General features: G+C 49.3%; 29 protein-coding genes. 13 read left to right on the top strand and 16 right to left on the bottom strand.

Features of this window, described 5'->3' with window-relative positions; all coding sequences use genetic code 11:
* Nucleotides 1-91 precede the first annotated feature (91 nt).
* Both KCG54_RS06635 and KCG54_RS06640 read right to left on the bottom strand, forming a co-directional pair.
* Nucleotides 92-574, bottom strand: a complete 483-nt coding sequence (locus KCG54_RS06635) for a hypothetical protein (protein WP_254323741.1) — start codon at nucleotides 572-574, stop codon at nucleotides 92-94.
* A 1-nt stretch (nucleotide 575) separates the two neighbouring features.
* Entirely contained in the window at nucleotides 576-953 is a 378-nt protein-coding gene (locus tag KCG54_RS06640) for a hypothetical protein (protein WP_254323742.1), read from the bottom strand.
* 68 nt (nucleotides 954-1,021) lie between these two features.
* On the opposite strand from KCG54_RS06640, the gene KCG54_RS06645 reads away from it, so the two are divergent.
* The gene (locus KCG54_RS06645; RefSeq protein ID WP_254323743.1) at nucleotides 1,022-1,612 is read left to right on the top strand and encodes an aminodeoxychorismate/anthranilate synthase component II; all 591 of its coding nucleotides are present in this window, start codon (nucleotides 1,022-1,024) and stop codon (nucleotides 1,610-1,612) included.
* Nucleotides 1,613-1,700: 88 nt separating this feature from the next.
* Nucleotides 1,701-2,729, top strand: coding sequence for an anthranilate phosphoribosyltransferase (gene trpD, locus KCG54_RS06650; protein WP_254323744.1), 1,029 nt, complete (start codon nucleotides 1,701-1,703; stop codon nucleotides 2,727-2,729).
* A gap of 64 nt (nucleotides 2,730-2,793) precedes the next feature.
* Here the strand turns inward: trpD and KCG54_RS06655 are convergent, their stop codons facing one another.
* From KCG54_RS06655 to KCG54_RS06680, 6 genes are all read right to left on the bottom strand, one after another.
* Nucleotides 2,794-3,042: a CsbD family protein gene (locus KCG54_RS06655; RefSeq protein ID WP_254323745.1), complete on the bottom strand. Its 249-nt coding sequence runs from the start codon at nucleotides 3,040-3,042 to the stop codon at nucleotides 2,794-2,796.
* A 118-nt stretch (nucleotides 3,043-3,160) separates the two neighbouring features.
* Nucleotides 3,161-3,727 carry an SGNH/GDSL hydrolase family protein gene (locus tag KCG54_RS06660; RefSeq protein WP_254323746.1) on the bottom strand — a complete coding sequence of 189 codons (567 nt, stop codon included), beginning with the start codon at nucleotides 3,725-3,727 and terminating at the stop codon, nucleotides 3,161-3,163.
* 122 nt (nucleotides 3,728-3,849) lie between these two features.
* Nucleotides 3,850-4,107 (bottom strand): hypothetical protein, encoded by a 258-nt coding sequence (locus KCG54_RS06665; protein ID WP_070587765.1) that lies wholly within the window; start codon nucleotides 4,105-4,107, stop codon nucleotides 3,850-3,852.
* 91 nt (nucleotides 4,108-4,198) lie between these two features.
* Entirely contained in the window at nucleotides 4,199-4,681 is a 483-nt protein-coding gene (locus tag KCG54_RS06670; protein ID WP_254323747.1) for a sel1 repeat family protein, read from the bottom strand.
* Nucleotides 4,682-4,752: 71 nt separating this feature from the next.
* Nucleotides 4,753-6,915 carry a heavy metal translocating P-type ATPase gene (locus tag KCG54_RS06675; protein WP_254323748.1) on the bottom strand — a complete coding sequence of 721 codons (2,163 nt, stop codon included), beginning with the start codon at nucleotides 6,913-6,915 and terminating at the stop codon, nucleotides 4,753-4,755.
* A 99-nt stretch (nucleotides 6,916-7,014) separates the two neighbouring features.
* The gene (locus KCG54_RS06680) at nucleotides 7,015-7,224 is read right to left on the bottom strand and encodes a heavy-metal-associated domain-containing protein (RefSeq protein ID WP_254323749.1); all 210 of its coding nucleotides are present in this window, start codon (nucleotides 7,222-7,224) and stop codon (nucleotides 7,015-7,017) included.
* A gap of 147 nt (nucleotides 7,225-7,371) precedes the next feature.
* Here KCG54_RS06680 and cueR point away from each other — a divergent pair, with 147 nt between their 5' ends.
* Nucleotides 7,372-7,764: a Cu(I)-responsive transcriptional regulator gene (cueR, locus tag KCG54_RS06685; protein WP_254323750.1), complete on the top strand. Its 393-nt coding sequence runs from the start codon at nucleotides 7,372-7,374 to the stop codon at nucleotides 7,762-7,764.
* 246 nt (nucleotides 7,765-8,010) lie between these two features.
* Here the strand turns inward: cueR and KCG54_RS06690 are convergent, their stop codons facing one another.
* Nucleotides 8,011-8,220, bottom strand: coding sequence for a heavy-metal-associated domain-containing protein (locus KCG54_RS06690; RefSeq protein WP_049344680.1), 210 nt, complete (start codon nucleotides 8,218-8,220; stop codon nucleotides 8,011-8,013).
* 144 nt (nucleotides 8,221-8,364) lie between these two features.
* Here KCG54_RS06690 and KCG54_RS06695 point away from each other — a divergent pair, with 144 nt between their 5' ends.
* The 3 genes from KCG54_RS06695 to KCG54_RS06705 all read left to right on the top strand — a co-directional run bounded on the left by KCG54_RS06695 (nucleotide 8,365) and on the right by KCG54_RS06705 (nucleotide 11,844).
* On the top strand, nucleotides 8,365-9,537 hold the full coding sequence (locus tag KCG54_RS06695) for a sugar transporter (protein ID WP_254323751.1): 1,173 nt from the start codon (nucleotides 8,365-8,367) through the stop codon (nucleotides 9,535-9,537).
* A 265-nt stretch (nucleotides 9,538-9,802) separates the two neighbouring features.
* The gene (locus KCG54_RS06700) at nucleotides 9,803-11,218 is read left to right on the top strand and encodes an SLC13 family permease (protein ID WP_254323752.1); all 1,416 of its coding nucleotides are present in this window, start codon (nucleotides 9,803-9,805) and stop codon (nucleotides 11,216-11,218) included.
* A 116-nt stretch (nucleotides 11,219-11,334) separates the two neighbouring features.
* Nucleotides 11,335-11,844 carry a peptidylprolyl isomerase gene (locus KCG54_RS06705; RefSeq protein WP_004519830.1) on the top strand — a complete coding sequence of 170 codons (510 nt, stop codon included), beginning with the start codon at nucleotides 11,335-11,337 and terminating at the stop codon, nucleotides 11,842-11,844.
* A 76-nt stretch (nucleotides 11,845-11,920) separates the two neighbouring features.
* Here KCG54_RS06705 and KCG54_RS06710 read toward each other — a convergent pair whose 3' ends face one another.
* Complete coding sequence (locus tag KCG54_RS06710) at nucleotides 11,921-12,418, bottom strand: YbhB/YbcL family Raf kinase inhibitor-like protein (protein ID WP_254323753.1); 498 nt, start codon at nucleotides 12,416-12,418, stop codon at nucleotides 11,921-11,923.
* 186 nt (nucleotides 12,419-12,604) lie between these two features.
* Here KCG54_RS06710 and ypfJ point away from each other — a divergent pair, with 186 nt between their 5' ends.
* Together ypfJ and KCG54_RS06720 are read left to right on the top strand one after the other, a co-directional pair.
* Complete coding sequence (gene ypfJ / locus KCG54_RS06715; RefSeq protein ID WP_254323754.1) at nucleotides 12,605-13,447, top strand: KPN_02809 family neutral zinc metallopeptidase; 843 nt, start codon at nucleotides 12,605-12,607, stop codon at nucleotides 13,445-13,447.
* A 121-nt stretch (nucleotides 13,448-13,568) separates the two neighbouring features.
* A complete protein-coding gene (locus tag KCG54_RS06720) occupies nucleotides 13,569-14,951 on the top strand; it encodes a phosphomannomutase/phosphoglucomutase (RefSeq protein WP_254323755.1) in 1,383 nt (460 codons plus the stop codon).
* A gap of 105 nt (nucleotides 14,952-15,056) precedes the next feature.
* Here the strand turns inward: KCG54_RS06720 and rpe are convergent, their stop codons facing one another.
* Entirely contained in the window at nucleotides 15,057-15,737 is a 681-nt protein-coding gene (gene rpe, locus KCG54_RS06725) for a ribulose-phosphate 3-epimerase (RefSeq protein WP_036490579.1), read from the bottom strand.
* A gap of 277 nt (nucleotides 15,738-16,014) precedes the next feature.
* Between rpe and KCG54_RS06730 the strand changes: the two genes are divergently transcribed.
* On the top strand, nucleotides 16,015-16,443 hold the full coding sequence (locus KCG54_RS06730) for a Spy/CpxP family protein refolding chaperone (RefSeq protein WP_049336552.1): 429 nt from the start codon (nucleotides 16,015-16,017) through the stop codon (nucleotides 16,441-16,443).
* A gap of 65 nt (nucleotides 16,444-16,508) precedes the next feature.
* Here the strand turns inward: KCG54_RS06730 and KCG54_RS06735 are convergent, their stop codons facing one another.
* Nucleotides 16,509-17,375 carry an ATP-binding protein gene (locus KCG54_RS06735; protein WP_254323756.1) on the bottom strand — a complete coding sequence of 289 codons (867 nt, stop codon included), beginning with the start codon at nucleotides 17,373-17,375 and terminating at the stop codon, nucleotides 16,509-16,511.
* Nucleotides 17,376-17,391: 16 nt separating this feature from the next.
* Nucleotides 17,392-18,006 (bottom strand): riboflavin synthase, encoded by a 615-nt coding sequence (locus KCG54_RS06740; protein WP_003683409.1) that lies wholly within the window; start codon nucleotides 18,004-18,006, stop codon nucleotides 17,392-17,394.
* A 125-nt stretch (nucleotides 18,007-18,131) separates the two neighbouring features.
* Between KCG54_RS06740 and KCG54_RS06745 the strand changes: the two genes are divergently transcribed.
* The 3 genes from KCG54_RS06745 to KCG54_RS06755 all read left to right on the top strand — a co-directional run bounded on the left by KCG54_RS06745 (nucleotide 18,132) and on the right by KCG54_RS06755 (nucleotide 20,503).
* Nucleotides 18,132-18,977, top strand: coding sequence for a 23S rRNA (adenine(2030)-N(6))-methyltransferase RlmJ (locus tag KCG54_RS06745; protein ID WP_254323757.1), 846 nt, complete (start codon nucleotides 18,132-18,134; stop codon nucleotides 18,975-18,977).
* 130 nt (nucleotides 18,978-19,107) lie between these two features.
* Nucleotides 19,108-19,461 (top strand): hypothetical protein, encoded by a 354-nt coding sequence (locus tag KCG54_RS06750; protein ID WP_254323758.1) that lies wholly within the window; start codon nucleotides 19,108-19,110, stop codon nucleotides 19,459-19,461.
* Nucleotides 19,462-19,528: 67 nt separating this feature from the next.
* A complete protein-coding gene (locus tag KCG54_RS06755; RefSeq protein ID WP_254323759.1) occupies nucleotides 19,529-20,503 on the top strand; it encodes a class 1 fructose-bisphosphatase in 975 nt (324 codons plus the stop codon).
* 142 nt (nucleotides 20,504-20,645) lie between these two features.
* Here the strand turns inward: KCG54_RS06755 and waaF are convergent, their stop codons facing one another.
* From waaF to guaB, 3 genes are all read right to left on the bottom strand, one after another.
* The gene (gene waaF / locus KCG54_RS06760; RefSeq protein ID WP_254323760.1) at nucleotides 20,646-21,665 is read right to left on the bottom strand and encodes a lipopolysaccharide heptosyltransferase II; all 1,020 of its coding nucleotides are present in this window, start codon (nucleotides 21,663-21,665) and stop codon (nucleotides 20,646-20,648) included.
* Nucleotides 21,666-21,731: 66 nt separating this feature from the next.
* Nucleotides 21,732-22,496 carry an energy transducer TonB gene (locus KCG54_RS06765; protein WP_254323761.1) on the bottom strand — a complete coding sequence of 255 codons (765 nt, stop codon included), beginning with the start codon at nucleotides 22,494-22,496 and terminating at the stop codon, nucleotides 21,732-21,734.
* Between the two features lie 65 nt (nucleotides 22,497-22,561).
* On the bottom strand, nucleotides 22,562-24,025 hold the full coding sequence (guaB, locus tag KCG54_RS06770) for an IMP dehydrogenase (protein WP_003678893.1): 1,464 nt from the start codon (nucleotides 24,023-24,025) through the stop codon (nucleotides 22,562-22,564).
* 189 nt (nucleotides 24,026-24,214) lie between these two features.
* On the opposite strand from guaB, the gene KCG54_RS06775 reads away from it, so the two are divergent.
* Nucleotides 24,215-24,640, top strand: coding sequence for a DUF4124 domain-containing protein (locus tag KCG54_RS06775; RefSeq protein WP_049322303.1), 426 nt, complete (start codon nucleotides 24,215-24,217; stop codon nucleotides 24,638-24,640).
* Nucleotides 24,641-24,683: the final 43 nt, after the last annotated feature.

Raw genomic sequence — 24,683 nt, forward strand, 5'->3', positions numbered from 1 at the left:
CAGACGGCCTTTTGGGCTATGGCTTGCTGATTTCAGACGATCTTTTTAATTTAGTTGGGTTTTAAACCCAACCTACGCTTACTACAACTTACTAAATTTCATTTAAAAAATCAGGATTTTCAAATAACTTATAAATAAAACTCTCTATTGAATCAGCTAACGGATTTTCCATATCCCATATCCAATAGACAGGTTGTTTAGGCTTATCTAAATTTCGCCTATCAAAACAAATAAAATATTCACTAAATCTTTCGAAAAATGGTACTTGATATGGCTCAATAATAAAATTAGAAGAAACTTGTTCTGACTCCCTAATCAATATATCTAAAATGGATAAAGGATCCATAATTCGATTATCGGACTCTGAGCGAATACTTCCGCTTTCATTTACAGTAAGAAAACCATAACCAATTTCTTTCCAAAAGCAGAATAAATCATATGGAATTTGGATATGCTTTTCTAACTCTAGAAAATCACTATCTGGTAATTTAAAAAATAGATTTTTCTCTTGGCATAATGAATACTCATTGAAATTATTCACAATAATAGAAGAATTTTTTATTCGTTCAAACATATTATCTATCCAATTTTTTTTGAAGATTTCTTAATGGTCCATCTGCCCGATGAATGCCGCCTTGATGCTGTTCAGGATACCTAGCTGGAGTAATGTTTTGCCAAATATTACCACCATTATTTTCTAATGGTTGAATATGGTGAGCATCATACTTACTTCCTGTTGGCTTTATAAGCCTACCAGTTCTGGAAGATATTACAGGTTCAGTATAAGTTGGCCATTTTTTCCCTGTATTCTTTTCCCATTCTCGAATCAAGGCATCTCGATTTTTACCAAATTCTGCCCTACATCTAGCTAACTCCTGCTGGCTTGGTTTGACCGTACCATGAGTTCTTATGTATTTAAGTAATCCTAAGGTAAAGATTGTGATATTATGCAAACATAAACAATTTTTACACTTTTGGCAGGCCTTATCCTGTCTGCCAAAATGTCATTAAAGGTTTGCAGATGCTTTTATTCATTGATAATTACGACAGCTTCACCTACAACATCGTCCAATACTTTGCCGAATTGGGGCAGGAAGTTTTGGTACGCTGCAACGATGAAATCACCATCGAAGAAATCGAAGCCCTAAAACCGCAATATCTGGTCATCGGCCCCGGCCCTTGTTCCCCTAAAGAAGCAGGCATTTCTGTTGCGGCCATGCAGCACTTTGCCGGCAGGCTGCCCGTCATGGGCGTGTGCCTCGGCCATCAAACCATGGGCGAAGCGTTCGGCGGCAATGTCGTGCGCGCGCAAACGATGATGCACGGCAAAGTCTCCCCCGTTTTCCATCACGGCACAGGCATGTTTAAAGGCCTGCCCAATCCGGTCAACTGCACGCGCTACCACAGCCTTGCCATCGACCGCGCCACCCTGCCCGACTGCCTCGAAATTACCGCATGGACGGAAGATGGCGAAATCATGGGCGTACGCCACAAAGAATATGCCGTCGAAGGCGTACAGTTCCACCCCGAAGCCCTGCTGACCGAACACGGCCACGATATGCTGAAAAACTTCTTGGAAGAATTCAAAAACTATCGCCCGCAAAAATCTTAATGAAAGGCCGTCTGAAAGGTGTTTGACAATGTTCAAACCGCATTTTCAGACGGCCTGAATCACATCGGACACGAACAAAGGAAAAATCATGATTACCCCTCAACAAGCGATTGAACGCCTTATCAGCAACAACGAACTTTTCTACGATGAAATGACCGACCTCATGCGCCAAATCATGAGCGGCCAAGTTCCGCCCGAGCAAATCGCCGCCATTCTGACCGGACTGCGGATTAAAGTTGAAACCGTTTCCGAGATTACCGCTGCAGCCAGCGTGATGCGCGAATTTGCCACCAAAGTGCCGCTAGAAAACGCCGATGACTTGGTCGATATTGTCGGCACAGGCGGCGATGGTGCCAAAACTTTCAATATTTCCACGACTTCCATGTTTGTCGCGGCTGCGGCAGGCGCGAAAGTCGCCAAACACGGCGGCCGCTCCGTTTCTTCATCCAGCGGCGCTGCCGATGTCATGGAACAAATGGGCGCCAACCTCAACCTCAACCCCAAACAGGTTGCCCAAAGCATTCAGCAAACCGGCATCGGCTTTATGTTCGCGCCCAACCACCACAGCGCTATGCGCTATGTTGCCCCAGTCCGCCGTTCGCTCGGATTCCGCAGTATCTTCAATATCTTGGGCCCGTTGACCAATCCGGCCGGCGCGGCAAACCAACTCTTGGGCGTGTTCCACATCGACTTGTGCGGCATTCTTTCCCGCGTATTGCAACAGCTTGGTTCCAAACATGTTTTGGTCGTGTGCGGCGAAGGCAGTTTGGATGAAATCACGCTGACCGGCAAAACCCGTGTTGCCGAACTGAAAGACGGCAAAATTACCGAATACGACATCAGCCCGGCCGATTTCGGCATGGAGGTCCGCCGCAATTTGGATGAAATCAAAGTCGAAAACGCGCAAGAATCCCTGCAAAAAATGAACGAAGTGTTGGACGGCAAAGCCGGTGCCGCACGCGATATCGTCGTCCTCAATGCCGCCGCAGCGCTCTACGCAGGAAACGTAGTCGCTTCGCTGGCAGATGGTGTCAAAGCCGCTCAAGAAGCCATCGACTCCGGCAAGGCCAAAGCCAAAAAAGACGAATTTATCGAATTTGGCAAACAGTTTGCCTAAGCTTTAAAACCATAAACAAAGGCCGTCTGAAAAATCTTTCAGACGGCCTTTTATTCTTTAAATATTAAAATTTGCTTTTAATATCATTAATCAAGCCTTCAGCTTTTTCTTTGGCTTCATCAACCAAATGCTCAGCTTCTTCTTTGCCTTTTTGCAAAACACCGCCGACTTTTTCTTCAATGTCGCCGACCACTTCTTTTACTTTGCCAACGCCTTGTTGAACCAAGCCCTCAGCTTCAAGTTTAGCATTGCCGGATACATCTCCAGCCACTTCTTTTACTTTACCGCTGATTTTATCTAATTCGCCGCTCATGGTCATACTCCTAGATTAATGTTGATAAGATTAGTGCTGTATTATTTTATATCAGGGCTTCACTTTAACTTTAAAGACCGTCTGAAAGCCAAAACATGACAAAATGAGTTAAATCAGGTCAATCCATCTGTTTCAATATCGCTTCGGCTACTGCCTCGCCTATCATCTTACTGCCGAACTCATTGAAATGAAGCCCGTCGCACAGCATCACATCAGTCAAGTCCTGCTCATACATCAGACTGTATAAATCATTGACAGCAAAACCATATTGCCTTGCCAAATCCTCCGCCACACGGTTATAGGCCTTCAAATCAGCCAGATAGCGGCGCGAGGGTTTGAGGATATTGTGTACGCTTTCCAAAAACGGCGTACTGCACGCCCAAATAATTTTTGCCCCTGTCTGTTTCAGATAATCGAAAATTTGGGTCAGGTTGTTGCGGTAGGTTTCTATATCGACCACCGGCTCATTACAGCCTTGATTGTGGCGGATGTCGTGCAAACCGCAGTTGATGTGGATAATGTCTCCCACAGTCGCGCCCTCTGTCCATTGCCCGATATGCTCTAACACATCATGCGACGAACGGCAGTTTTCCGATGGAGAAACAATATCCGCCTCAGGCAAAGCGACGCGTGTGTAAGGCTCCGATGCAAGCCGAACGGAATCGCCGATTAAGTAAACGGTCATTTTTGTTCTCCTCCCTTTATTTGAACCAATAGCAAGGCCGTCTGAAATATCATTTATATTATTATAAGAGTGCTATTTCAGACGGCCTTAACTTCAGTCAAGTTCTATCGTTAAATCATCAATTAACGCTGACTGTTTTTATAAAAATCAATTAATTGCTTGGCCTGCAACATGGGTAGCCCAAAACGGTCGCTTACGACTTTCAAATCCTTCCATTCCTGACCGGTCAGATTTTGCCCAACCCATTTGAGGTTTTCCGGATTGCTTTTGATTTTTTCAAAATACGCCTGCTTGCGTTTCCAGTTGCGCGACCACACCAGCAACATGGTAAAAATACATAAAACAATCAATACAATATTGGTAAACAACATCATGTCCATACGACATACTCCCGCTTGAGCCTCAAAATCAGAAAATATGGATTAAAGGCCGTCTGAAAAAACAATGTTCCAGACGGCCTCCGCGTGACGCTCAACGTTGCATTTCCAGCATCAATGCCTGACAAGTGGCTTCGTTTTCTAAAGCACAAGATTGGCTTAATTGATTTAAACGACTGTCGCGGTCTGGTGTATTGCCTTGCGCCATCTCTGCTTTAGTTTCTTCAAGATTGGTACAGGCATTTTCATAACCGCCTTTACAGGCTCGCTCGTAGAGCTTGACCGCTGCGGCATAATCCATGCCCAAACCGCTGGACGGATTGAGATACAGATTACCCAAAACATTGCAGCCGCGCATATTGCCGCCATCACAGGCTTTTTTCAAAAACGGATACGCATGAGCAGGCGCTTCAAGATAATCGCGCGTCCAAATGGCCGCAGTGACGCAACTTTCCAGATTGTTCCGATTGCATTCTCGTATCAGCTTATCGTGCTGCTTCTCGCTGTAATCCTCAGCCTGCACGCTAAACGCAGTAGCAACCAATGCTAAGCCAAACAATAAACGAAGTGTTTTCATCTGATTATTCCTTCAAAAATACTTGATGACAGGCCGTCTGAAAAAACAGTCTTCAGACGGCCTTTATATTATCACTCAATATTTACCCGTTTCAGGCGCAAGGCATTGCTCAACACGGAAACCGAGCTTGCCGCCATTGCCGCGCCTGCGATAACAGGGTTTAGGAAGCCGAGCGCGGCGAGCGGAACACCCAATATATTATAGAAGAAGGCGAAAAACAGGTTTTGCTTGATGTTTTTCAAGGTTACCTGCGATACCAGCAGGGCATCGGCGAGCTGGTTGACCGAATGCTGCATCAGCGTGGCGGACGCAGTGTGTTCGGCAACGTCCGCACCGCCTTTCATGGCGAAGCTGACGTTGGCGGCGGCGAGCGCTGGCGCGTCGTTGATGCCGTCGCCGACCATTGCCACGGTTTTGCCGGCGGCTTTGAGTTTCTGCACTTCGGCAGCTTTATCGCGCGGACTCATATTACCGAAGGCGTGTGCGATACCCAGTTGTTTGGCGACGTATTCGACCGTACCTTGGTTGTCGCCGCTCATGATGTAAACATCGATGCCGTGTTTTTTCAGACGGCCTATGGCTTCGGCGGTGTCGGTTTTCAATGCGTCGGCAAGCGCGAATGCGCCGATGGGTTTGTTATCGACTGAGACTGCGACAATGCTTGCGATGTCCCAAACGCCGTCTGAAAACTTCGGCAAGGTCAATTCGGCAAATTCGGCTTTGCCCGCTTTCACCAAACCCACGCCTTCGACTTCGGCGGTAATGCCTGCGCCGACGACGGTTTGCGCGTTTTGTGCGGCGGGAATCTCCAAACCGCGCGCTTGGGCGGCGGAAACGATGGCACGGGCAAGCGGATGAGCGGCGTTTTGTTCAACGGCGGCGGCGATGCGGTACAAAGCGTCTTCGTCAAAGCCGCTGTCGGGAACGCAATAAACGGCAGCAACCTGCGGCTTGCCTTCGGTCAACGTACCAGTTTTGTCTAATACGACGGCATCGACGTGGGCGGCTTCTTCCATTGCCGCCGCGTCTTTAAACCAAATGCCGTGTTTCACCGCCTTGCCCATGCCGACCATAATCGCGGCAGGCGTCGCCAGACCGAGCGCGCACGGACAAGCAATTACCAAAACAGCAACGGCGTGTATCAACGCAACAGTCCAATCGCTTTTAATCAGCCAAGTAACGATAAAAGTCAAAAGCGCGATGCCCACAACAGTTGGCACAAACACCGCCGCCGCTTTATCGGCTACGCGCGCAATCGGTGCTTTACTGCCTTGTGCTTCAGAAAGCGCGTTCATCATATCGCCGAGCAGGGTTTGGCTGCCGAGCTGCGTGGCGCGGTACACCACGCTGCCCTCGGTCATCAGCGCGCCTGCCAACACTTTGCCGCCTGCCTTTTTCTCTTCGGGGTTGGATTCACCGGTAAGATGGCTCTCGTCCGCCCAGCCGCTGCCGCTTTCGATGATACCGTCGGCGGCAATGCGTTCGCCATGGTTGGCGCGGATAAGGTCGCCGATTTGCACTTGGTCGATGGGTAGCTGCCGCCATTCGCCTTCGCGCTGCACATTGACTTGAGTCGGCGTAAGTTTCAGCAGCAAGCCCAAGCTGTTCAAGCTGGATTTTTTGGTGCGGTGTTCCAAAAATTTGCCCAGCGACACAAAACCGATCACCATCACGCCTACTTCAAAATACACGTGTGCCATGCCGTGCGCCGCGTGCGGGCTGAAAAACAGCATATAGACGGAATACAGGTAAATCGATACCGTGCCGATGGTAACCAGCACGTCCATATTCGCCAACCCGCCCTTAATGCTTGCCCACGCGCTTTTGTAAAACGGCACCGCCAGCCAAAGCTGCACCACGCTTGCCAGCACAAATTGCCATACAGGCGGAATCATCCAATCGTGCCGCCCGATCATCATCCCTGCCATGCCGATAAGGAACGGAATATTGATGGCCAACAAAAGCCACAGCCTCCAGCTTACATGCGCTGCTTCTTCGGGCTGCGGCAGCGCGTCTTCCGTTTTTTCCTTCGCGCCGTAGCCGGTTTTCTCGATAATTTTGGCGATGTCGGCTGCGGAGGTTTTGCTGTCGTCAAACGTAACCTGCGCTTCCTCGCTGGCAAAGTTCACCCCTGCCGATTCGACAAAATCTTTTTTGTTCAACACTTTTTCAATACGCGAAGCGCAGGCCTGACAGGTCATGCCTTCGATTTGAAAACGGACTTTTTGTTGCATGGTTTCTTCCTTCTGAATGTGGTTGGGCTACCTGAAAAAAGCGGAGCAGGGTTTTCAGGTAGCCTTTGGGGTGTTGCAGTCGATTTGTTGCGATTCGATTTACAAAGCCGCATCAAAGCCGCCGTCTTCCACCGCTTCTATCAGCGTGGCGGGGTTGGTTTGGGCGGGGTCGAATTCCACGACGGCATTCTTGTTTTCCAGGCTCACTTCGGCCTTATCCACGCCGTTTACGCCTTCGAGGATGCTGGTAACGCTTTTCACGCAGCCGCCGCAGGTCATGCCTTCGATGTTTAATGTGATGGTTTGCATAGGGTTTCCTTTCTGTTGGAATGAGGCTGAGGTTTTAAAGCCCGTTGCAGCCAAAGCTTTCAGGTAACCTGAAATGATGGGTCTGCTCTTGCTTTCCCGCTAAGTGCCGCCACTATAAAGCTTTACCCGAAGTAAAGGTCAAGCATCATGATGAACATCAGCCAGGCCGCGGCCGAGAGCGGCCTTTCCGCCAAACAAATCCGCGACTACGAAAAGCACGGCCTAATCGCCCCGGCCGCGCGCAGCGAAGCGGGCTACCGCCGCTACGGACAGGCCGACCTTGTCCGGCTATGCTTTATCCGCCATGCGCGGGAAGTGGGCTTTTCGCTGCCGCAGATCGGGCAGCTTTTGAGCCTGCAACACAACCCGCAGCGTACCAGCCGCGAAGTGAAAACGCTCACCGCGCGGCACATCGCCGAGCTGGAAGCCAAAATCGAACGCTTGCAGGGCATGGTGGCCGAGCTGCAACGTTGGCACGAAGCCTGCGCGGGAGACGACTGCCCGGATTGTGCGATTTTGGCCGGGCTGGAGGAGCGTTAGGCGGCTTGGGCAGAATAGAAACAGGCTACCTGAAAAGTTTCAGGTAGCCTTAGTCGGCCGCTAACGGTTTGGTACAGGCCTCGTCGTAATACGGCAGCCACTTGCCGCCGCTTTGCTTCAGATATGCGCGAAAACTTTTGTTTACCCGTATGGCGGTGTAATCCAAATAATGGCAAAAAGTAAGTTATCAAGAGACAGAGGCCGTCTGAAGCGTTTCAGACGGCCTTTTCAAAATACGCTTATCGGTTACAAAGCCACATCGTAGCCGCCATCTTCTACGGCATCAATCAGCGCATCAGCATCTGTCTTGCTTTCATCAAAAGTAATCACTGCATTTTTGTTTTCCAAGCTGACTTCTGCTTTTTCCACGCCTTCTACGCCTTCCAAAAGACGGGTTACGCTTTTCACACAGCCGCCGCAGGTCATGCCGTCGATATTGAGGGTAACAGTTTGCATTTGTATTTCCTTTCATTCAAACAAATATGGTTGCGAAATACTTTACTCCTTACGCAAACAGCTTGCAAATTCTTCATTAAGGCCGTCTGAAAGATGCAGATAGGCGTACAATAACGCCCTTTGCTTCATCAAACGGACATAATAATGACTTCAACATTCAAACAATGGGTTAGCGTATGCGCGCTGGCGGTGGGGGCGTTTATTTTCAATACCACCGAATATATTCCGATTGCGCTTTTGAGCGACATCGGTCAAAGCTTTGGCAAAGCGGCAACGGAAGTGGGCATGATGATTACGGTGTATGCGTGGATTGTTGCGCTCCTATCGCTGCCGCTGATGCTGATGACGAAAAACATCGAACGGCGCAAATTATTGCTGATGCTGTTTGCACTGTTTGCGCTGTTTCACGCGCTGTCGTTCTTTTCTTGGAACTTCAACATCCTCTTGGTCAGCCGTATCGGGATTGCGCTGACACACGCGGTATTTTGGTCGATTACGGCCTCGTTGGCAGTCCGCCTTGCTCCGGACGGTAAGACCAATCAGGCTTTGGGCCTGCTCAGTACGGGTACGGTTTTGGCTATGGTTTTGGGCATTCCGCTGGGGCGCGTGGTCGGGCAATACTTCGGCTGGCAGCTCAGCTTCCTGCTGATCGGGGTCTGTGCTGCCGGCGTAATGCTGGTGTTGGCCAAAAACCTGCCTGCTTTACCAAGCCAAAATACCGGCTCTTTAAGCAGTCTGCCGAGTTTGTTCAAACGCCGCAACCTGATGTTGCTTTATGCCATGACGGTGTTGATTATTACAGCCCATTTCACGGCATACAGCTATATCGAGCCTTTTGTGTTGCAAATTGGCGGATTTAAGGCAGAACAAGTTACCATCGTTTTGAGCCTGTACGGTTTGGCAGGCTTCGCCGCTTCTTATTTGTTTGGCAAATGGTTTGCCAAATCGCAACGTTTGTTTATGCTCGGCGCAGTGGCAGTCATCCTGCTCTCCGCCCTGCTGCTTCTGCCGTTTGCCTCTTTCCCTTATGCGGTGTACGCGCTGGTGTTTATTTGGGGCGTGGCCATCGTCATCGTCAGCTTGGGCATGGTCTCCAAAGTATTGACGTTTGCTTCCGATGCGACAGATGTGGCCAACTCGATTTATTCAGGTTTGTACAATGTCGGTATCGGCGGCGGTGCGCTTTTGGGGCATTATGTAACCGTCTGGTTCGGCCTTTCCAATATCGGCATTGCCGGAGCCTTGCTGGCGGCGGCAGGTCTGGCCGTTTGCGGTTTGTTGTTTAAGGAACAAGACAATCTGACGCAAAATGTTTAAATCCATATAAATCAGGATGGTATTACTGACTCGGCCGTAATTTTGGCAGTTTTACCGATTTGTCCTGATTCTTATTAACCCACGATGGATCTTCATTCCGCCGGATAAGCAGTTTTCTTGCTGCTTATCCGGTTTTCATTTCATTTCTAAAAAACAATTTACAATTTGTTTACACTACATCAAATTACAAATATACTGTCGCCTATTAGGCCGTCTGAACGTACGGCTGAAAAGAAAAACCAATCATGTTTCAGAGGAATACATCATGGACTTAAACGCCAAGGATAAGACTCAGCATCCTGAGAACGTCGAGCTTCTCAGTGCACAGAAGCCGATTACCGACTTTAAAGGACTGCTGACGACCATTATCTCTGCTGTTGTCTGCTTCGGCATTTATTACATCCTTCCTTATAGCCCTGATGCCAACAAAGGTATCGCGCTGTTGATTTTCGTTGCCGCGCTTTGGTTTACCGAAGCCGTCCACATTACGGTAACCGCATTGATGGTGCCGATTCTCGCTGTCGTACTCGGCTTCCCCGACATGGACATCAAAAAAGCGATGGCGGGCTTTGCCGATCCGACGATTTACATCTTCTTCGGCGGCTTCGCACTTGCTACCGCACTGCACATGCAGCGTCTCGACCGTAAAATCGCCGTCAGCCTGTTGCGCCTGTCGCGCGGCAATATGAAAGTGGCCGTGTTGATGCTGTTTGCCGTTACCGCCTTCCTGTCCATGTGGATCAGTAACACTGCGACTGCCGCAATGATGCTGCCTTTGGCCATGGGTATGATGAGCCACCTCGACCAAGAAAAAGAACGCAAAACCTACGTTTTCGTCCTGCTCGGCATCGCCTACTGTGCCAGTATCGGTGGCTTGGGTACCGTGGTCGGTTCTCCGCCGAACATGATCGCCGCCAAAGCGCTGAACTTGGACTTCGTCGGCTGGATGAAGCTCGGCCTGCCGATGATGCTGTTGATTCTGCCGTTGATGCTGTTTTCCATGTACGTCATCCTCAAACCTAATTTGAACGAGCGCGTGGAAGTTAAAGCCGAATCTATCCCTTGGACTTTGCACCGCGTTATCGCGTTGTTGATTTTCTTGGCAGCCGCCATCGCTTGGGTATTCAGCTCCAAAATCAAAGCCGCATTCGGTATTTCCAACCCCGATACCGTTATCGCCCTGATTGCCGCCGTTGCCGTCGTCGTATTCGGCGTGGCGCAATGGAAAGAAGTTGCCCGTAATACCGACTGGGGTGTATTGATGCTCTTCGGTGGCGGTATCAGCTTGAGCGCGTTGCTGCAATCTTCTGGCGCATCTGAAGCATTGGGTCAGCAAGTTGCTTCCACATTCTCCCATTCTCCTGCATTGCTGGTGATTTTCGTGGTTGCCACCTTCATCATCTTCCTGACCGAGTTCACCAGTAACACGGCTTCCGCCGCCCTGCTTGTGCCTATTTTCGCCAGCATTGCCGCGCAAATGGGTCTGCCGGAACAAGTCTTGGTATTCGTCATCGGTGTCGGCGCATCTTGTGCCTTCATGCTGCCGGTTGCTACACCGCCTAACGCGATTGTGTTCGGTACAGGCTTAATCAAGCAACGCGAAATGATGAATGTCGGCTTATTGCTGAACATCCTCTGCGTAGTATTGGTTGCTCTGTGGGCTTATGCTGTACTGATGTAAACCATCGACTAAGTAACAAGGCCGTCTGAAAGAATATTTTTCAGACGGCCTTGAAGTTTCTCGTTCAGACACAATTTAACGAATGATTAAAACCGGATTCTAACGAAAGGAAACCCATGATTATCCTGCACACCAATAAAGGCGACATCAAAATCGAACTCGATTTCGACAAAGCCCCCGTTACTGCTAAAAACTTCGAGCAATACGTTAAAGACGGCTTCTACGACGGCGTAATCTTCCACCGTGTCATCAAAGGCTTCATGATTCAAGGCGGCGGCATGGATGAAAACATGAACGAAAAAGAAACCCGCGATCCGATTCAAAACGAAGCGTCCAACGGTTTGCCTAACGAGAAATACACCATCGCCATGGCGCGTACTTCCGATCCGCACTCTGCCAGCGCGCAATTCTTCATCAACACTGCCGACAACGCTTTCCTGAACTTCCGTTCTAAAGAGTTGTACGGCAAAACCGTCGTTCAAGACTGGGGCTATGCCGTATTCGGTAAAGTCGTTGACGGTTTTGACGTTGTCGATGCCATCGAAGGCGTTTCTACCAAACGTCACGGCTACCACGACGACGTACCGAGCGAACCTGTCATCATCACTAAAGCCGAAGTGGTTTAATTGATTTGATTTCCCATAAAAACAGCCTGTCCGAATTAAAAACGGACAGGCTGTTTTTCAATAATGACGCATACCGTCACACATCATAAGTACCGACCACACATGCCGAATCCAAAACATGACCCTGCATGGCAAAATGCAGCTCATTAAAGCGGAAACCGTGCGGCAAATCCAAAACGGTATCCAGCGCGTACACAATCAGTTCATAACGATGGCGGTTGTTCGGTGGTGCCATACCACCGTAAAAAGAAGCCTCTTCGATTTCAAATTTACCCAACACGCTCGCCCAAGTGTTCGCGCCTTGCGTGAAATCCGTTGCAGAAATGCTTTCATTTTCTGCCACGGAAGTACGTTTCAAATCCGAAATCAACCAATGCGTCCATACGAAACCCGATGCTGAAATGGCATCTTTGTCTTCCAACACCACGGCAAACGACTTTGTTCCTTCAGGAGCATCTTCGATCTCAAAAGGAATCGAATAAGTAGGCATACCGTTCGGACTGAACTGGCTGCCGCGCTTGCCGTATTTGTCTTCAAATTCGCCGTTGACAATAGCTTTACTGCTGACTTTCATCTTATATCTCCCAATAGTAGGTTGGCTCATTCTAACAAACCCCAAGGCCGTCTGAAAGATACTGCCGTTTTCACTTTCCCGATGTCGCATTTTCAGACGGCCTCAAGCAATATTCGCAATTCGATCAAACACATTTGACATTCCATAGTATAATCCGCCGCATGAAAACTACACAGGATACACATTATGGATTGGAAAGGTCGTGAACAAAGCCAAAACGTCGAAGACCGCCGCGGAAGCCGTGGCGGCGGCGGTGGCGGCAAAACGCCGGGCATACTCGGCATTATCGTGGTTTTGGTCGGCGCATATTACGGCGTGGATTTGAGCGGTTTGGTTGGCGGCTCATCTTCAATGGGCATTCCTACCCAGCAAGCTACCCGACTCGACAGCCAACAAGAAGCCGAATTGAACGAAATGTCCCGTGTCGTCCTTGCCGAGACGGAAAAAGCATGGAGCAAATATTTCCAACAACACGGCCAACGCTACACACCGACAACCATGGTGTTGTATGAAGGCGGTACATCCACCGCCTGCGGTACAGGCCAATCTACCATGGGTCCATTTTACTGCCCAGGCGACCAAAAAGTTTATTTGGATTTGAGTTTCTACGAAGACATGCGCACCAAGCTCGAATCCGCCAGCGATGCCGCGTTTGCCTACGTTATTGCCCATGAAGTCGGCCATCACGTTCAAAACCTGCTCGGCATTCTGCCTAAAGTCCACAAAATGCAACAGCAAGTCGGCAAGAAAGAGGCCAATGCCCTTTCCGTCAAACTCGAATTGCAGGCCGACTGTTTCGCCGGCATTTGGGGACACTACGCCGTCAATAACAATATCTTCAAAGCCGAAGACATTCAAAAAGCGATGCTGGCCGCCGAATCCGTCGGCGACGACCGCTTGCAGAAACAGGCTCAGGGCTATGTCGTTCCCGACAGCTTTACCCACGGCTCGTCCGAAGAACGCATGACTTGGCTCAAGCGCGGTTTGGAAAGCGGCGACATCAACCAGTGCAACACTTTCAACAATTGATTCGTCCAAACAACACTGTTCTTTGATGTAACGACAAAAGGCCGTCTGATTTTTTCAGACGGCCTTTTAGCCGTGTTAGAATAAGCCTCATTATTTCCCCTTAAATTTAAAGGAAATCCTCATGGCAAATATCGCCCGCGACATTTTCAAAGCCTACGACATCCGAGGCATCGTCGGCAAAACCCTGACTGACGAAGCAGCCTACTTAATCGGCAAAGCCATTGCCACCAAAGCCTCCGAAAAAGGCATTACCCACATCGCACTCGGCCGCGACGGCCGTTTGAGCGGCCCCGGCCTGATGGCGCAGATTCAACGCGGTTTCACAGACAGCGGTATCGATGTCCTCAACGTCGGCATGGTTGCCACCCCTATGCTCTACTTCGCAGCCATCAATGAATGCGGCGGCAGCGGTGTGATGATTACCGGCAGCCACAATCCGCCTGATTACAACGGTTTCAAAATGATGCTCGGCGGCGACACGCTCGCAGGCGAAGCCATTCAAGAACTTTTAGCCATTGTTGAAAAAGACGGTTTTGTTGCCGCCGACAAACAAGGCAGCGTAACCGAAAAAGACATCTCCGGCGAATACCACAACAATATCGTCGGCCACATCAAGCTCAAACGCCCGATGAAAATCGCCATCGACGCAGGCAACGGTGTCGGCGGCGCATTCGCGGGCAAACTCTACAAAGGCTTGGGCAACGAAGTAACCGAACTTTTCTGCGAAGTGGACGGCAATTTCCCTAACCACCACCCTGACCCTTCCAAACCGAAAAACCTGCAAGACCTCATTGTCGAGCTCAAAAACGGCGATACCGAAATCGGCTTGGCATTTGACGGCGATGCCGACCGCTTGGGCGTGGTTACCAAAGACGGCAACATCATCTATCCGGACCGCCAACTGATGCTTTTCGCACAAGACGTATTGAGCCGCAATCCTAAAGCCAAAGTGATTTTCGACGTCAAATCCACCCGTCTGCTCGCCCCTTGGATTAAAGAACACGGCGGTGATCCTGTGATGGAAAAAACCGGCCACAGCTTCATCAAATCCACCATGAAAAAAACCGGCGCACTGGTTGCCGGTGAAATGAGCGGACACATCTTCTTTAAAGAACGCTGGTTCGGCTTCGACGACGGTATGTATGCCGGCGCACGCCTCTTGGAAATCCTGTCTGCCTTCGACAATCCGTCCGAAGTGTTGAACAAGCTGCCGCAAAGCATTTCCACGCCCGAACTCAACATCGACCTGCCCGAAGGCAGCAACGGCCACAAAGTGATTGAAGAGCTGGCTGCCAATGCCAAGTTTGAAGGTGCGACCGAAATCATCACCATCGACGGCTTGCGCGTTGAATTCCCCGACGGCTTCGGCCTGATGCGTGCTTCCAATACCACGCCGATTTTGGTATTGCGTTTTGAAGCGGATACGCAAGAAGCGATTGAACGTATTCAAAACCAATTCAAAGCAGTCATTGAAAGCAATCCTGCATTGAAATGGCCGCTGTAAGGGTTTAGGCTAAAACAAAAGGCCGTCTGAAAATCATTTCAGACGGCCTTTTATATTCAATATTGTTATTCCAAAGTTTCAAAAACTAAGAATATCCCGGCTTGGTTATCCGACTTGCGCCAACTGTTGGCGCATTTCATCGATAACGGCTTTGTAATCCGGTTTGCCAAAAATCGCCGAACCGGCGACAAACGTATCCGCACCTGCCGCCGCAATTTCTGCAATATTGTCTGTCTTCACGCCGCCATCGACTTCCAATGCGATATGGCGGCCGCTTTGCCGTTCATACTCGTCCAACATCTCGCGCACTTTGCGGATTTTCACCAGTGTATTCGGGATAAAGCTTTGTCCGCCGAAGCCCGGGTTAACCGACATCAGCAACACCATATCCAGTTTGTCCAAAACGTTTTCCAGAATATTGACCGGCGTAGCAGGATTCAATACCAAGCCTGCCTGGCAGCCGTATTCTTTAATCAAACCCAAGCTGCGGTCGATGTGGCGGCTGGCTTCCGGATGAAAAGTAATGATATTGGCACCGGCTTTGGCAAACGCATGAATCAAATCGTCCACCGGCTCAACCATCAAATGCACATCGACCGGCACGGTTGCATACGGTTTCAAAGCCGCGCAAACCATAGGGCCGAAAGTCAGATTCGGTACATAATGATTGTCCATCACGTCAAAATGAATCAAATCCGCACCAGCGCGGATAACTTCGGCAACCTCTTCGCCCAAGCGGGCAAAATCGGCAGACAAAATACTGGGGGCGATACGGTAGTCGGTCATGTTTGTTCTCCTAAAGTGTGTTCCTTTGTCATTATCGCATTTTTGCCCCTATGTTGTATGCTGCCGACAACGTCTCTGCCGTCATTTTTATGAATTTACATTTCACATACATTAATGAAACTTAAAATCAAATTGTAAGGCTTTGAAAATAAATTATTTGAATACATACACGTGCAGAAAAATCTAACATCATTAACAAAAGTTAACTGCATTGATACTGCCTTTCACACGCTTATCGGTTATATTTCCAAACCTGATGAAACATTAGGAAAACACCGTGTCTGTTGCACTTTCCCGCTATCCGACTTTTATTTTCTTAGCACTCGCCCTACTCTGTTCCAGTCTGCCTGCACATGCCGGTCCGTTTCTGGCCACTTTGGACGACTTCCACCCGAATTGCGACATCCGACAGCTTAATTTATCCGCCGACCAACACGCCGCCCTGCGCCGTCTGCGTACCGACTTCAAACAAATCAACGATAAAGCCTACCGCAAAACCGTACGCTCCGACCGCAACCGCCGCCAAACCATCATCAAAATCCTCTCCGGCGACTCATTCGACTCAAACGCCGCCCGCGATTATGTTGAAAACCGCTACCTCTCCAGCATGGACTACGCGGTGGATGAAATGGAAATCCAATACCGCCTCTATCATCTGCTCAATCCGCGCCAACGCCAGCAATGGTTGTCTTCATGCTTGCGCTGATGGATAAATAAAAATACAAAAAGGCCGTCTGAAACCATATTCAGACGGCCTTTACTTTTTCAGCCTTAATCCAGCACTCTTTCTTCCGGCAACCGGCCTGCCCAATCGCAGGCAAACTGCCATGCCGAGCGGCCTGAACGGCTACCGCGCATTTGCGCCCATTGCAACGCGACTTGGCGCGCCGTATCGTCAAAAGGCACATTGAAATCGCCCAACCAGTTGGCTACGGCAGTCAAATAATCGTTTTGATCGAAAGGATAAAAACTCAGCCATAAGCCGAAGCGGTCGGAAAGGGAAATTTTCTCCTCGACGGCTTCCTTCTGATGGATTTCGCCGCGAGTGCCCGTAGTACCGCCGTTTTCATCCATGTATTCGGGAATTAAATGACGGCGGTTGGAAGTTGCATAAACCAAAACATTGGTGCAACGTTGCGACAGTCCGCCGTCTAAAGCAGTTTTCAAGGCTTTATAGGTTTCATCACCGGTTTCAAACGACAAATCATCGCAGAAAACGATAAATTTCTCGGGACGCTCAGACAACAGCGTCAACAAAGCCGGCAAACTGATCAAATCGCTTTTATCCACCTCAATCAGCCGCAGGCCGCGCTCGGCGTATTCGTGCAACAACGCTTTCACCAAGGAGGATTTACCCGTACCGCGCGCGCCGGTCATCAAGACATTATTTGCCGGACGGCCTGCCAAAAATTGCTCGGTATTGCGTTTCAGCCTATCGGTTTGCGAACCGACTGCCGCCAATCTACTCAAAGGAAACGTATGCGGACGCGGCAGGCTTTCCAAAATGCCTTTTTTGCCCACGCTGTGCCAACGGTAGGCCAAAGCGCGCCAGTCGGTTTTACCGGCTTCGTCAGGCAGGATTAAATCCAGACGGTTTAAAACGGAATTCGCTTTTTTCAAAAAATTGGATAATTTCATTTCGGCTTTCTTTTTTTCAGACGGCCTTTTGTGCCAATACACGCATCACGGTATCGACAACGGCTTGGGTTTGCGGATCGATTTCAATATTGATGAGGTCGCCTTCTTTGCGGCTGCCAAACAGGGTACGCTCCAAAGTCTCAGGAATCAGGTGTACGCAAAATTCGCTGTCGCTGACTTCGCCTATGGTCAGGCTGCAACCGTCCAAACCGACAAAGCCTTTGGTCAGGATGTAGGGCTTGAGGTTTTCCGGCAGCTCAAACCAAACGGTACGGTTGAACTCGCTGGATTCGATACGGGAAATTCGGGTAACCGCCATCACATGGCCGCTCATCACATGACCGCCAATTTCGTCGCCAAACCGCGCCGCGCGTTCCAAATTGACACTGTCGCCGACTTTCAAGCTGCCGAGATTGGTTTTGCGTAAGGTTTCGTCCATCAAATCAAAGCTGACTTTGTTGCCGTCGATTCGGGTAATGGTCAGGCAGCAGCCATTGTTGGCGACAGAGGCGCCGGTTTGCAGATTGTCGGCGATTTCGGGGGGCAGCTCGACTGTGTGGGTACGAAAGTCGGGCGAAGGTTGGGCGATGTCTGTAATTTTGCCCATGCCTTGTACGATGCCTGTAAACATGATGTCTTCTTTCCGATGGTACGATAAGGCGGATATTGTAGCATTTTCCAGGCACAAAGGCCGTCTGAAAGCGGTGATGGCGATGGTTTGGGGTATAATCGGATTTTTATTTCCGCAGCCCGATCATGCTCAGCTACCGCCACGCCTTCCATGCCGGCAACCATGCCGATATGCTCAAGCACTTTACCCTCTTCCTCGTCCTCGAATATTTCAACCGCAAAGACAAGCCTTATTGGTATATCGATACGCACAGCGGTGCCGGTTTGTATGATTTGAGCGGCGATGAAGCGCAAAAAGTCGGTGAATACAAACAAGGCATTGCGCTCTTGGAACAAGCTGACAAGCTGCCTTCCGAATTGGCTGAATTTGTAGGCCGTCTGAAACAAATACTGCCGCAAGACAACCTTTACTGCGGCTCGCCTTGGCTGGCACAGGCGATCACGCGCGACAGCGACAAAATGCGCCTCTTTGAGCTGCATCCTGCCGATTTTGTCCATTTGCAAAACAATATGCGCGAAGTCCGTCCTGCGCGTAAAGTGCAGGTCAGCCAAGCGGACGGTTATCAAGGCCTGATTTCACTCTTGCCTCCTCCGCCCCGCCGTGCCGCCGTCTTGATTGATCCGCCCTACGAAGAAAAACAAGACTACCGCCGTGTCGTCCAAGTCTTGAAAGATGCCTTGAAACGCTTTGAAACCGGCTGCTACATGGTTTGGTATCCTTGCTTGAGCCGCGAAGAAAGCCGCAAACTGCCGGACGAACTCAAAAAAATCGCTCCCGACAATTATCTGCACGCCGAGCTTCATGTCCATACGCCGCGCAGCGACGGCTTCGGTATGCACGGCAGCGGCATGTTCGTCATCAATCCGCCCTACATGCTTGCCGAACAGTTGCAAAACAATCTGCCCGAACTTTCCAAAATTTTGGCGCAAGATGCAGACGCGCATTATCTATTGGAAAGCAAAACGAAATAAACGCCGCCGTCTGAATGTATACCCAAGCGCTTCAACTTTGCCGCCATACCCGTTCAGACGGCCTTAACCCTTTATACTTAAGCCTTTTTCCACTACAATTCACAACATAACAATTAACGGCCGTTCACTCATGAATATACGCACACCCCTAGCCTGCATACTCCTGCTTTGCGCGTGCAGCGAATCAGTAAAAAACGAATTTAAAGAAGAATTTACCCAAAGTTTCCGCACTGAATTTGTCCGCTCGGCAACCGAAGCCTGTGTAGAAAAAGCCGCAGGAAAAAGCCCGTTTGATTCAGCGACCACTGAAAAAATCTGCCGCTGTATCGGTGAAAAAACAGTCGACCAAATCAATCCTGAAGAAGCAACCTCGCTTTTGGGCGGCAGCGACTCCATGAGCGACGAGCTGAAAAAACGCATCAAAGACACCAGCATCGCCTGCACTAAAGAAGTTTTAGGCATGGCCGAGAGCAAAACTAAATGAACACGCCGTTTTCAGACGGCCTGAAATTGAAAAATATTCGATTCAAACTTAGGAAAAGAGTGAAACCATGAATACATTGAACCAATTCTTAGCCCAACACCTGCCCGAACACAAACTGCCGCAAGAGCTGGCCAGCGTATTGGAATCCGTAGCCGCCGCCTGTTTGGATATCAACGCCAAAGTCCGCCTCGGCGCACTTTCCGGCGTTTTGGGTATGGCAGGTACCGGCAACATCCAAGGCGAAGACCAAAAGAAACTCGATGTCATCGCCAACAATATCATGATTGATGTTTTAAAAGCCAATGCCAATATCGCAGGCCTTGCCAGCGAAGAAGAAGACACCTATGTCGCCACACACGAAAACGGCGGCTATTTGGTATTGTTTGACCCGCTGGATGGCTCTTCCAATATCGACGTCAACATCTCCGTCGGCACCATCTTCTCCATTTTGGCGAAACCTGAAGGTGCATTGACTACCGAATCCTTCCTGCAAAAAGGCCGCGACCAAGTAGCCGCAGGTTATGTTTTATACGGTCCGCAAACCCAACTGGTACTGACTGTCGGTCACGGCGTATTCGTCTTCACTTTGGACGATGCCAACCAATTCCTGCTGACCAAAGAAAATCCGCGCGTTCCCGAGTCTACTAAAGAATTCGCCATCAATATGTCCAACCAAAGACATTGGTTCGCCCCTGTTCAACAATACATTGATGAATTACTGGCAGGCGAAACCGGCGTACGCGGCAAAAACTACAATATGCGCTGGGTAGCCAGCATGGTTGCCGAAATCCACCGCATCCTGATGCGCGGCGGCGTATTCATGTATCCGCAAGACAAACGCGACCCATCCAAACCGGGCAAACTGCGCCTGATGTACGAAGCCAACCCGATGAGCCTGATTATGGAACAAGCCGGCGGCGCATCAAACGACGCCATCGAAGCCATGCTCGACATCCAACCTACCGGCCTGCACCAACGTGTTGCCGTATTCATGGGCAGCCGCGAAGAAGTGGAATACGTTTATAATCTGCATCAAAAATAATCAGATATATTGATTTCAAACCCCAAAAGGCCGTCTGAAATATGATTTTCAGACGGCCTTTTGTTAAAAAATAGAAAAAATGAAAAATCAAAAGGCAAACTCAAATCTGCCCTTTGCTGTTTTCCATCTAATCTTTATTGGATTACGCCGCACGAGCCAGCTCTTCCGCTGCTTTTTGCACCATATCCGGCGTCAGCTTGTTCAAACAATCCGTATGCCCTAACGGACATTCGCGCTTAAAACAAGGTGAGCAATCCAAATTCAAACTGACGATTTTTGCCTTTTGGCTTAGAGGCGGCGTATGGTCAGGGCTGGATGAGCCGTAAACCGCAACCAATTTCCGATCAAGTGCGGCCGCAAGGTGCATCAGACCGCTGTCGTTGCACACAACCGTATCGGCGCAAGACAACAGATCAATCGCCTCCGGAAGATTGGTTTTACCGCAAAGATTGGTACACAGGCCGTCTGAAAGTCGGTTGATTTCATCTGCAATATCAAAATCTTTTTGCGAACCAAACAGCCAAACCTGCCAACCCTCGGCCAAATATCGGCGGCCGAGTTCGGCAAAATGACGCGCAGGCCAACGCTTGGCCGGGCCATATTCCGCACCGGGACAAAATGCCAAAATCGGTTTATCCGTCGTCAAACCATGTTTTGCCAAAGCGGCTTGACGGCTTTCGGGATCAATCGTGAAACAGGGATTATCTGAATGCCCGTTAAAATCCGCTTGGGTCGGATGCGCCAGCGCAGTATAGCGGTCAACCATCAGAGGCAATGCTGCCTTATCCAACTTACGGATATCGTTCAGCAAAAAATAGCGCGACTCGCCGACGTAGCCCGTACGCTGCTTGATGCCCGTAGCCAAGGCAATGATGGCGGATTTGAGCGAACCGGGCAAAACAATCACTTGATCATAGCCTTCTTTTCCCAATTCACGCCCGATACGCCAACGTTTTCTCAATTCCAACGCGCCATGTCCAAACGGGTTTTCCATCACACGGTTGATTTCAGGCATGCGCTCAAATACGGCCATCGACCATTTGGGCGCAAAAGCATCAATGGTGCAGCCGGGATACAGCTCATGCAAACGGCGATAAAGCGGTTGGGTCATGACGCAGTCGCCAATCCAGCTTGGGGTAATAATCAGGATTCTTTTGGACATAATGGAATGTGTTTTTAATTTTGGCTTATTGTAATACGATTTTTAAAAGGCCGTCTGAAACTCGGTTTAATCGCCTAGATTAAACTGTATCAGTTGATAGTATTCAATATCTTCCCGAGCTTTTTTGGAAAAAGTTAATCTCCAAATAGCCTTACGTGCAGCCTTATCTAATCGGGAATAACCGCTGCTTTTAACAATTTTTGCTGTATCAACCTTTCCTCCTGCTATATGTAATTCCATAACGACAGAGCCTTCTTCTCCATTTTCTGCTGATAGAGCGGGATATCCTGGAAGATAAATCTGAGCAATATTCACCATTGCCTGTTTCTCAGAAATAATAAAAAATTGGGCAATGCTGGGAATGTTGACTTTGATATTGGTCTGTTCCTCGGATACTTTATGTAAACAATCCAATAAAGGCTCACCTATTAAATCCGATTTAATATACGGATTATTGTTCCATCGTTTAAACCCATCAGGATCAATTGCTGCACATTTTTGTTTCTGCACTTTTAGCAATTTCTCGTGATATCCTGCCAAGGTATGAGCATAAGCCCACTTTGGTTTGAATCGTTTAAATGAAGCAATTTTCTGTTTTGCCAATTCCATAAACTCAGAAGAAACTTCACCCTCCTTGCTCCATACTGCTTTACCAACCTTACCAGTTTCATCAACAGGTACAATAGCCCAAACAAACCCTTTTTGAGCCTCAACAGATAATCCCAGAGTTTTCAACATATTAAGCGGCCTTCTTTCCAATTCTTCAATAGACTCTGAAAATGCCAAACCTGAAATACTAAGCATAACGGCAGCAAGCAATATCTGCTTCATTTTTAAAACCTTATAAAAACAGAAAGGCCGTCTGAAATATTTTCAGACGACCTTTTTATAGTGGGTTAACGATGGTAGTTAGGCGCTTCTTTAGTGATTTGTACGTCGTGAACGTGGGATTCGCTCATACCGGCAGAAGTGATTTCCACAAATTCTGCTTTCTCGTGCATTTCAGCAATATTGGCGCAACCCAAATAACCCATGCTGGAGCGCAGACCGCCGGTCAATTGGTGGATGATGTTCACAATCGGGCCTTTGTAAGGAACGCGGCCTTCGATGCCTTCAGGAACATATTTGTCTGTGCTGTCGGTTTTGTCTTGGAAGTAGCGGTCGGCAGAGCCTTGGCTCATCGCACCCAACGAACCCATGCCGCGGTAAGACTTGTAAGAGCGGCCTTGGTAGAGTTCGATTTCACCCGGTGCTTCTTCCGTACCGGCAAACATACCGCCGAGCATGACGCTGTATGCACCTGCTGCCAGAGCTTTTGCAATATCGCCGGAGAAGCGGATACCGCCGTCGGCAATCAGGGGAACGCCTGTACCTTTCAGGGCTTCGGAAACATTGTGAATCGCTGTCAGTTGAGGCACGCCCACGCCTGCCACGATACGGGTCGTACAAATCGAGCCCGGGCCGATACCGACTTTAACGGCATCCGCACCGGCAGCAACCAAATCTAAAGCGGCTTTGGCAGTCGCGATGTTGCCGCCGATGACTTGGATGTGCGGATAAGTTTCTTTGACCCAGCGCACGCGATCGATCACGCCTTGGCTATGGCCGTGGGCAGTATCGACCACAATCACGTCCACGCCTGCTTCTACCAATGCTTTGACGCGCTCTTCGGTATCTCCGCCGGTACCCACCGCGGCACCGACGCGCAGACGGCCTTCGGCATCTTTGTTGGCATTAGGGAATTCGGTTGTTTTCAGAATATCTTTAACTGTAATCAGACCTTTGAGTTCGTCTTGGTCGTTCAACACCAAAACGCGCTCAACTTTGTGCGCATGCATGATTTCGCGGGCTTCATCAATGCTGGTACCTTCAGGAACGGTAACCAAACGGTCGCGGGGGGTCATGATGGCAGAAACCGGCAGATCGACACGGTTTTCAAAACGCAGGTCGCGGTTGGTCACGATACCGACCACTTTGCCGTTTTCAACAACAGGCAGACCGGACATTTTGCGTTTGCGTTGTGCGCGCATTTCCAAGACTTCGCGGATCAATGCGGTCGGCGCAACGGTAACGGGATCTTTCACCACGCCGCTCTCATGGCGCTTCACTTTGGAAACGGCACGCGCTTGCAACTCCGGCGTCATGTTTTTATGGATAATGCCGATGCCGCCTTCTTGAGCCATAGAGATGGCCAGACGCGCTTCGGTAACGGTATCCATTGCAGCAGAAAGTAGAGGGAGGTTGAGCGTGATATCGCGGGTGAGTTTGGTTTGAAGTTTGACATCTCGAGGCAGCACGTTTGAGTGCGCTGGAACCAACAAAACGTCGTCGAAAGTATAGGCTTTTTCTACAATACGCATGATGCTCGGTCTTTCAGTTTGTGCAAGATGCACGGCATTATATCACACCGGCTTGATGCTAACATTGGCAATACACGTTTTAACGTTATTTTTTTACATGATTTGATTTGGCGTACAAAAATATGCCAACGCATTGCAGTTTCAAGTAAAATAAGCCGCATGAGAACATCATTTACATAAGGGAAACCCATGAAATCTTCCGTACTCAAAACCTGTCTGATAGCAGCCCTTCTCTCTTCCGCCGCCCTGACCGGCGCGGCTGAGGTTTACACTTGGAAAGGCGCATCGGGCAACAGCTATTCCGATACGCCAAACCGCCTGCAACCGAAACGTTCCGGCGTGGTCAACATCCGCACGCACAACGTCAAACCTGCCGTTGCGCCTGCTGTTGCGGCATCTGAGCCGGTTGCCGAGCAGCCCAACGAACAGGTTGCGGAACAAAACAAACAAATCGAAGAGCGCAATAAAAAAATCGAAGAACAAAACCGCCAAAATAAGCTGGAAAACTGCAAAATCGCCAAAATCAACCGCCAAGTTGCCGAAAGCGCACGCTTGGCCAACCGAGACAGTTTAATTAAACAATACCAAAACGACGTCAATAAATACTGCAATTAAGCTCTCGAATCACAATATCAAAAAGGCCGTCTGAAATTTAATT

This window comes from Neisseria subflava, assembly GCF_024205705.1.
GTDB classification, from domain to species: domain Bacteria; phylum Pseudomonadota; class Gammaproteobacteria; order Burkholderiales; family Neisseriaceae; genus Neisseria; species Neisseria subflava_D.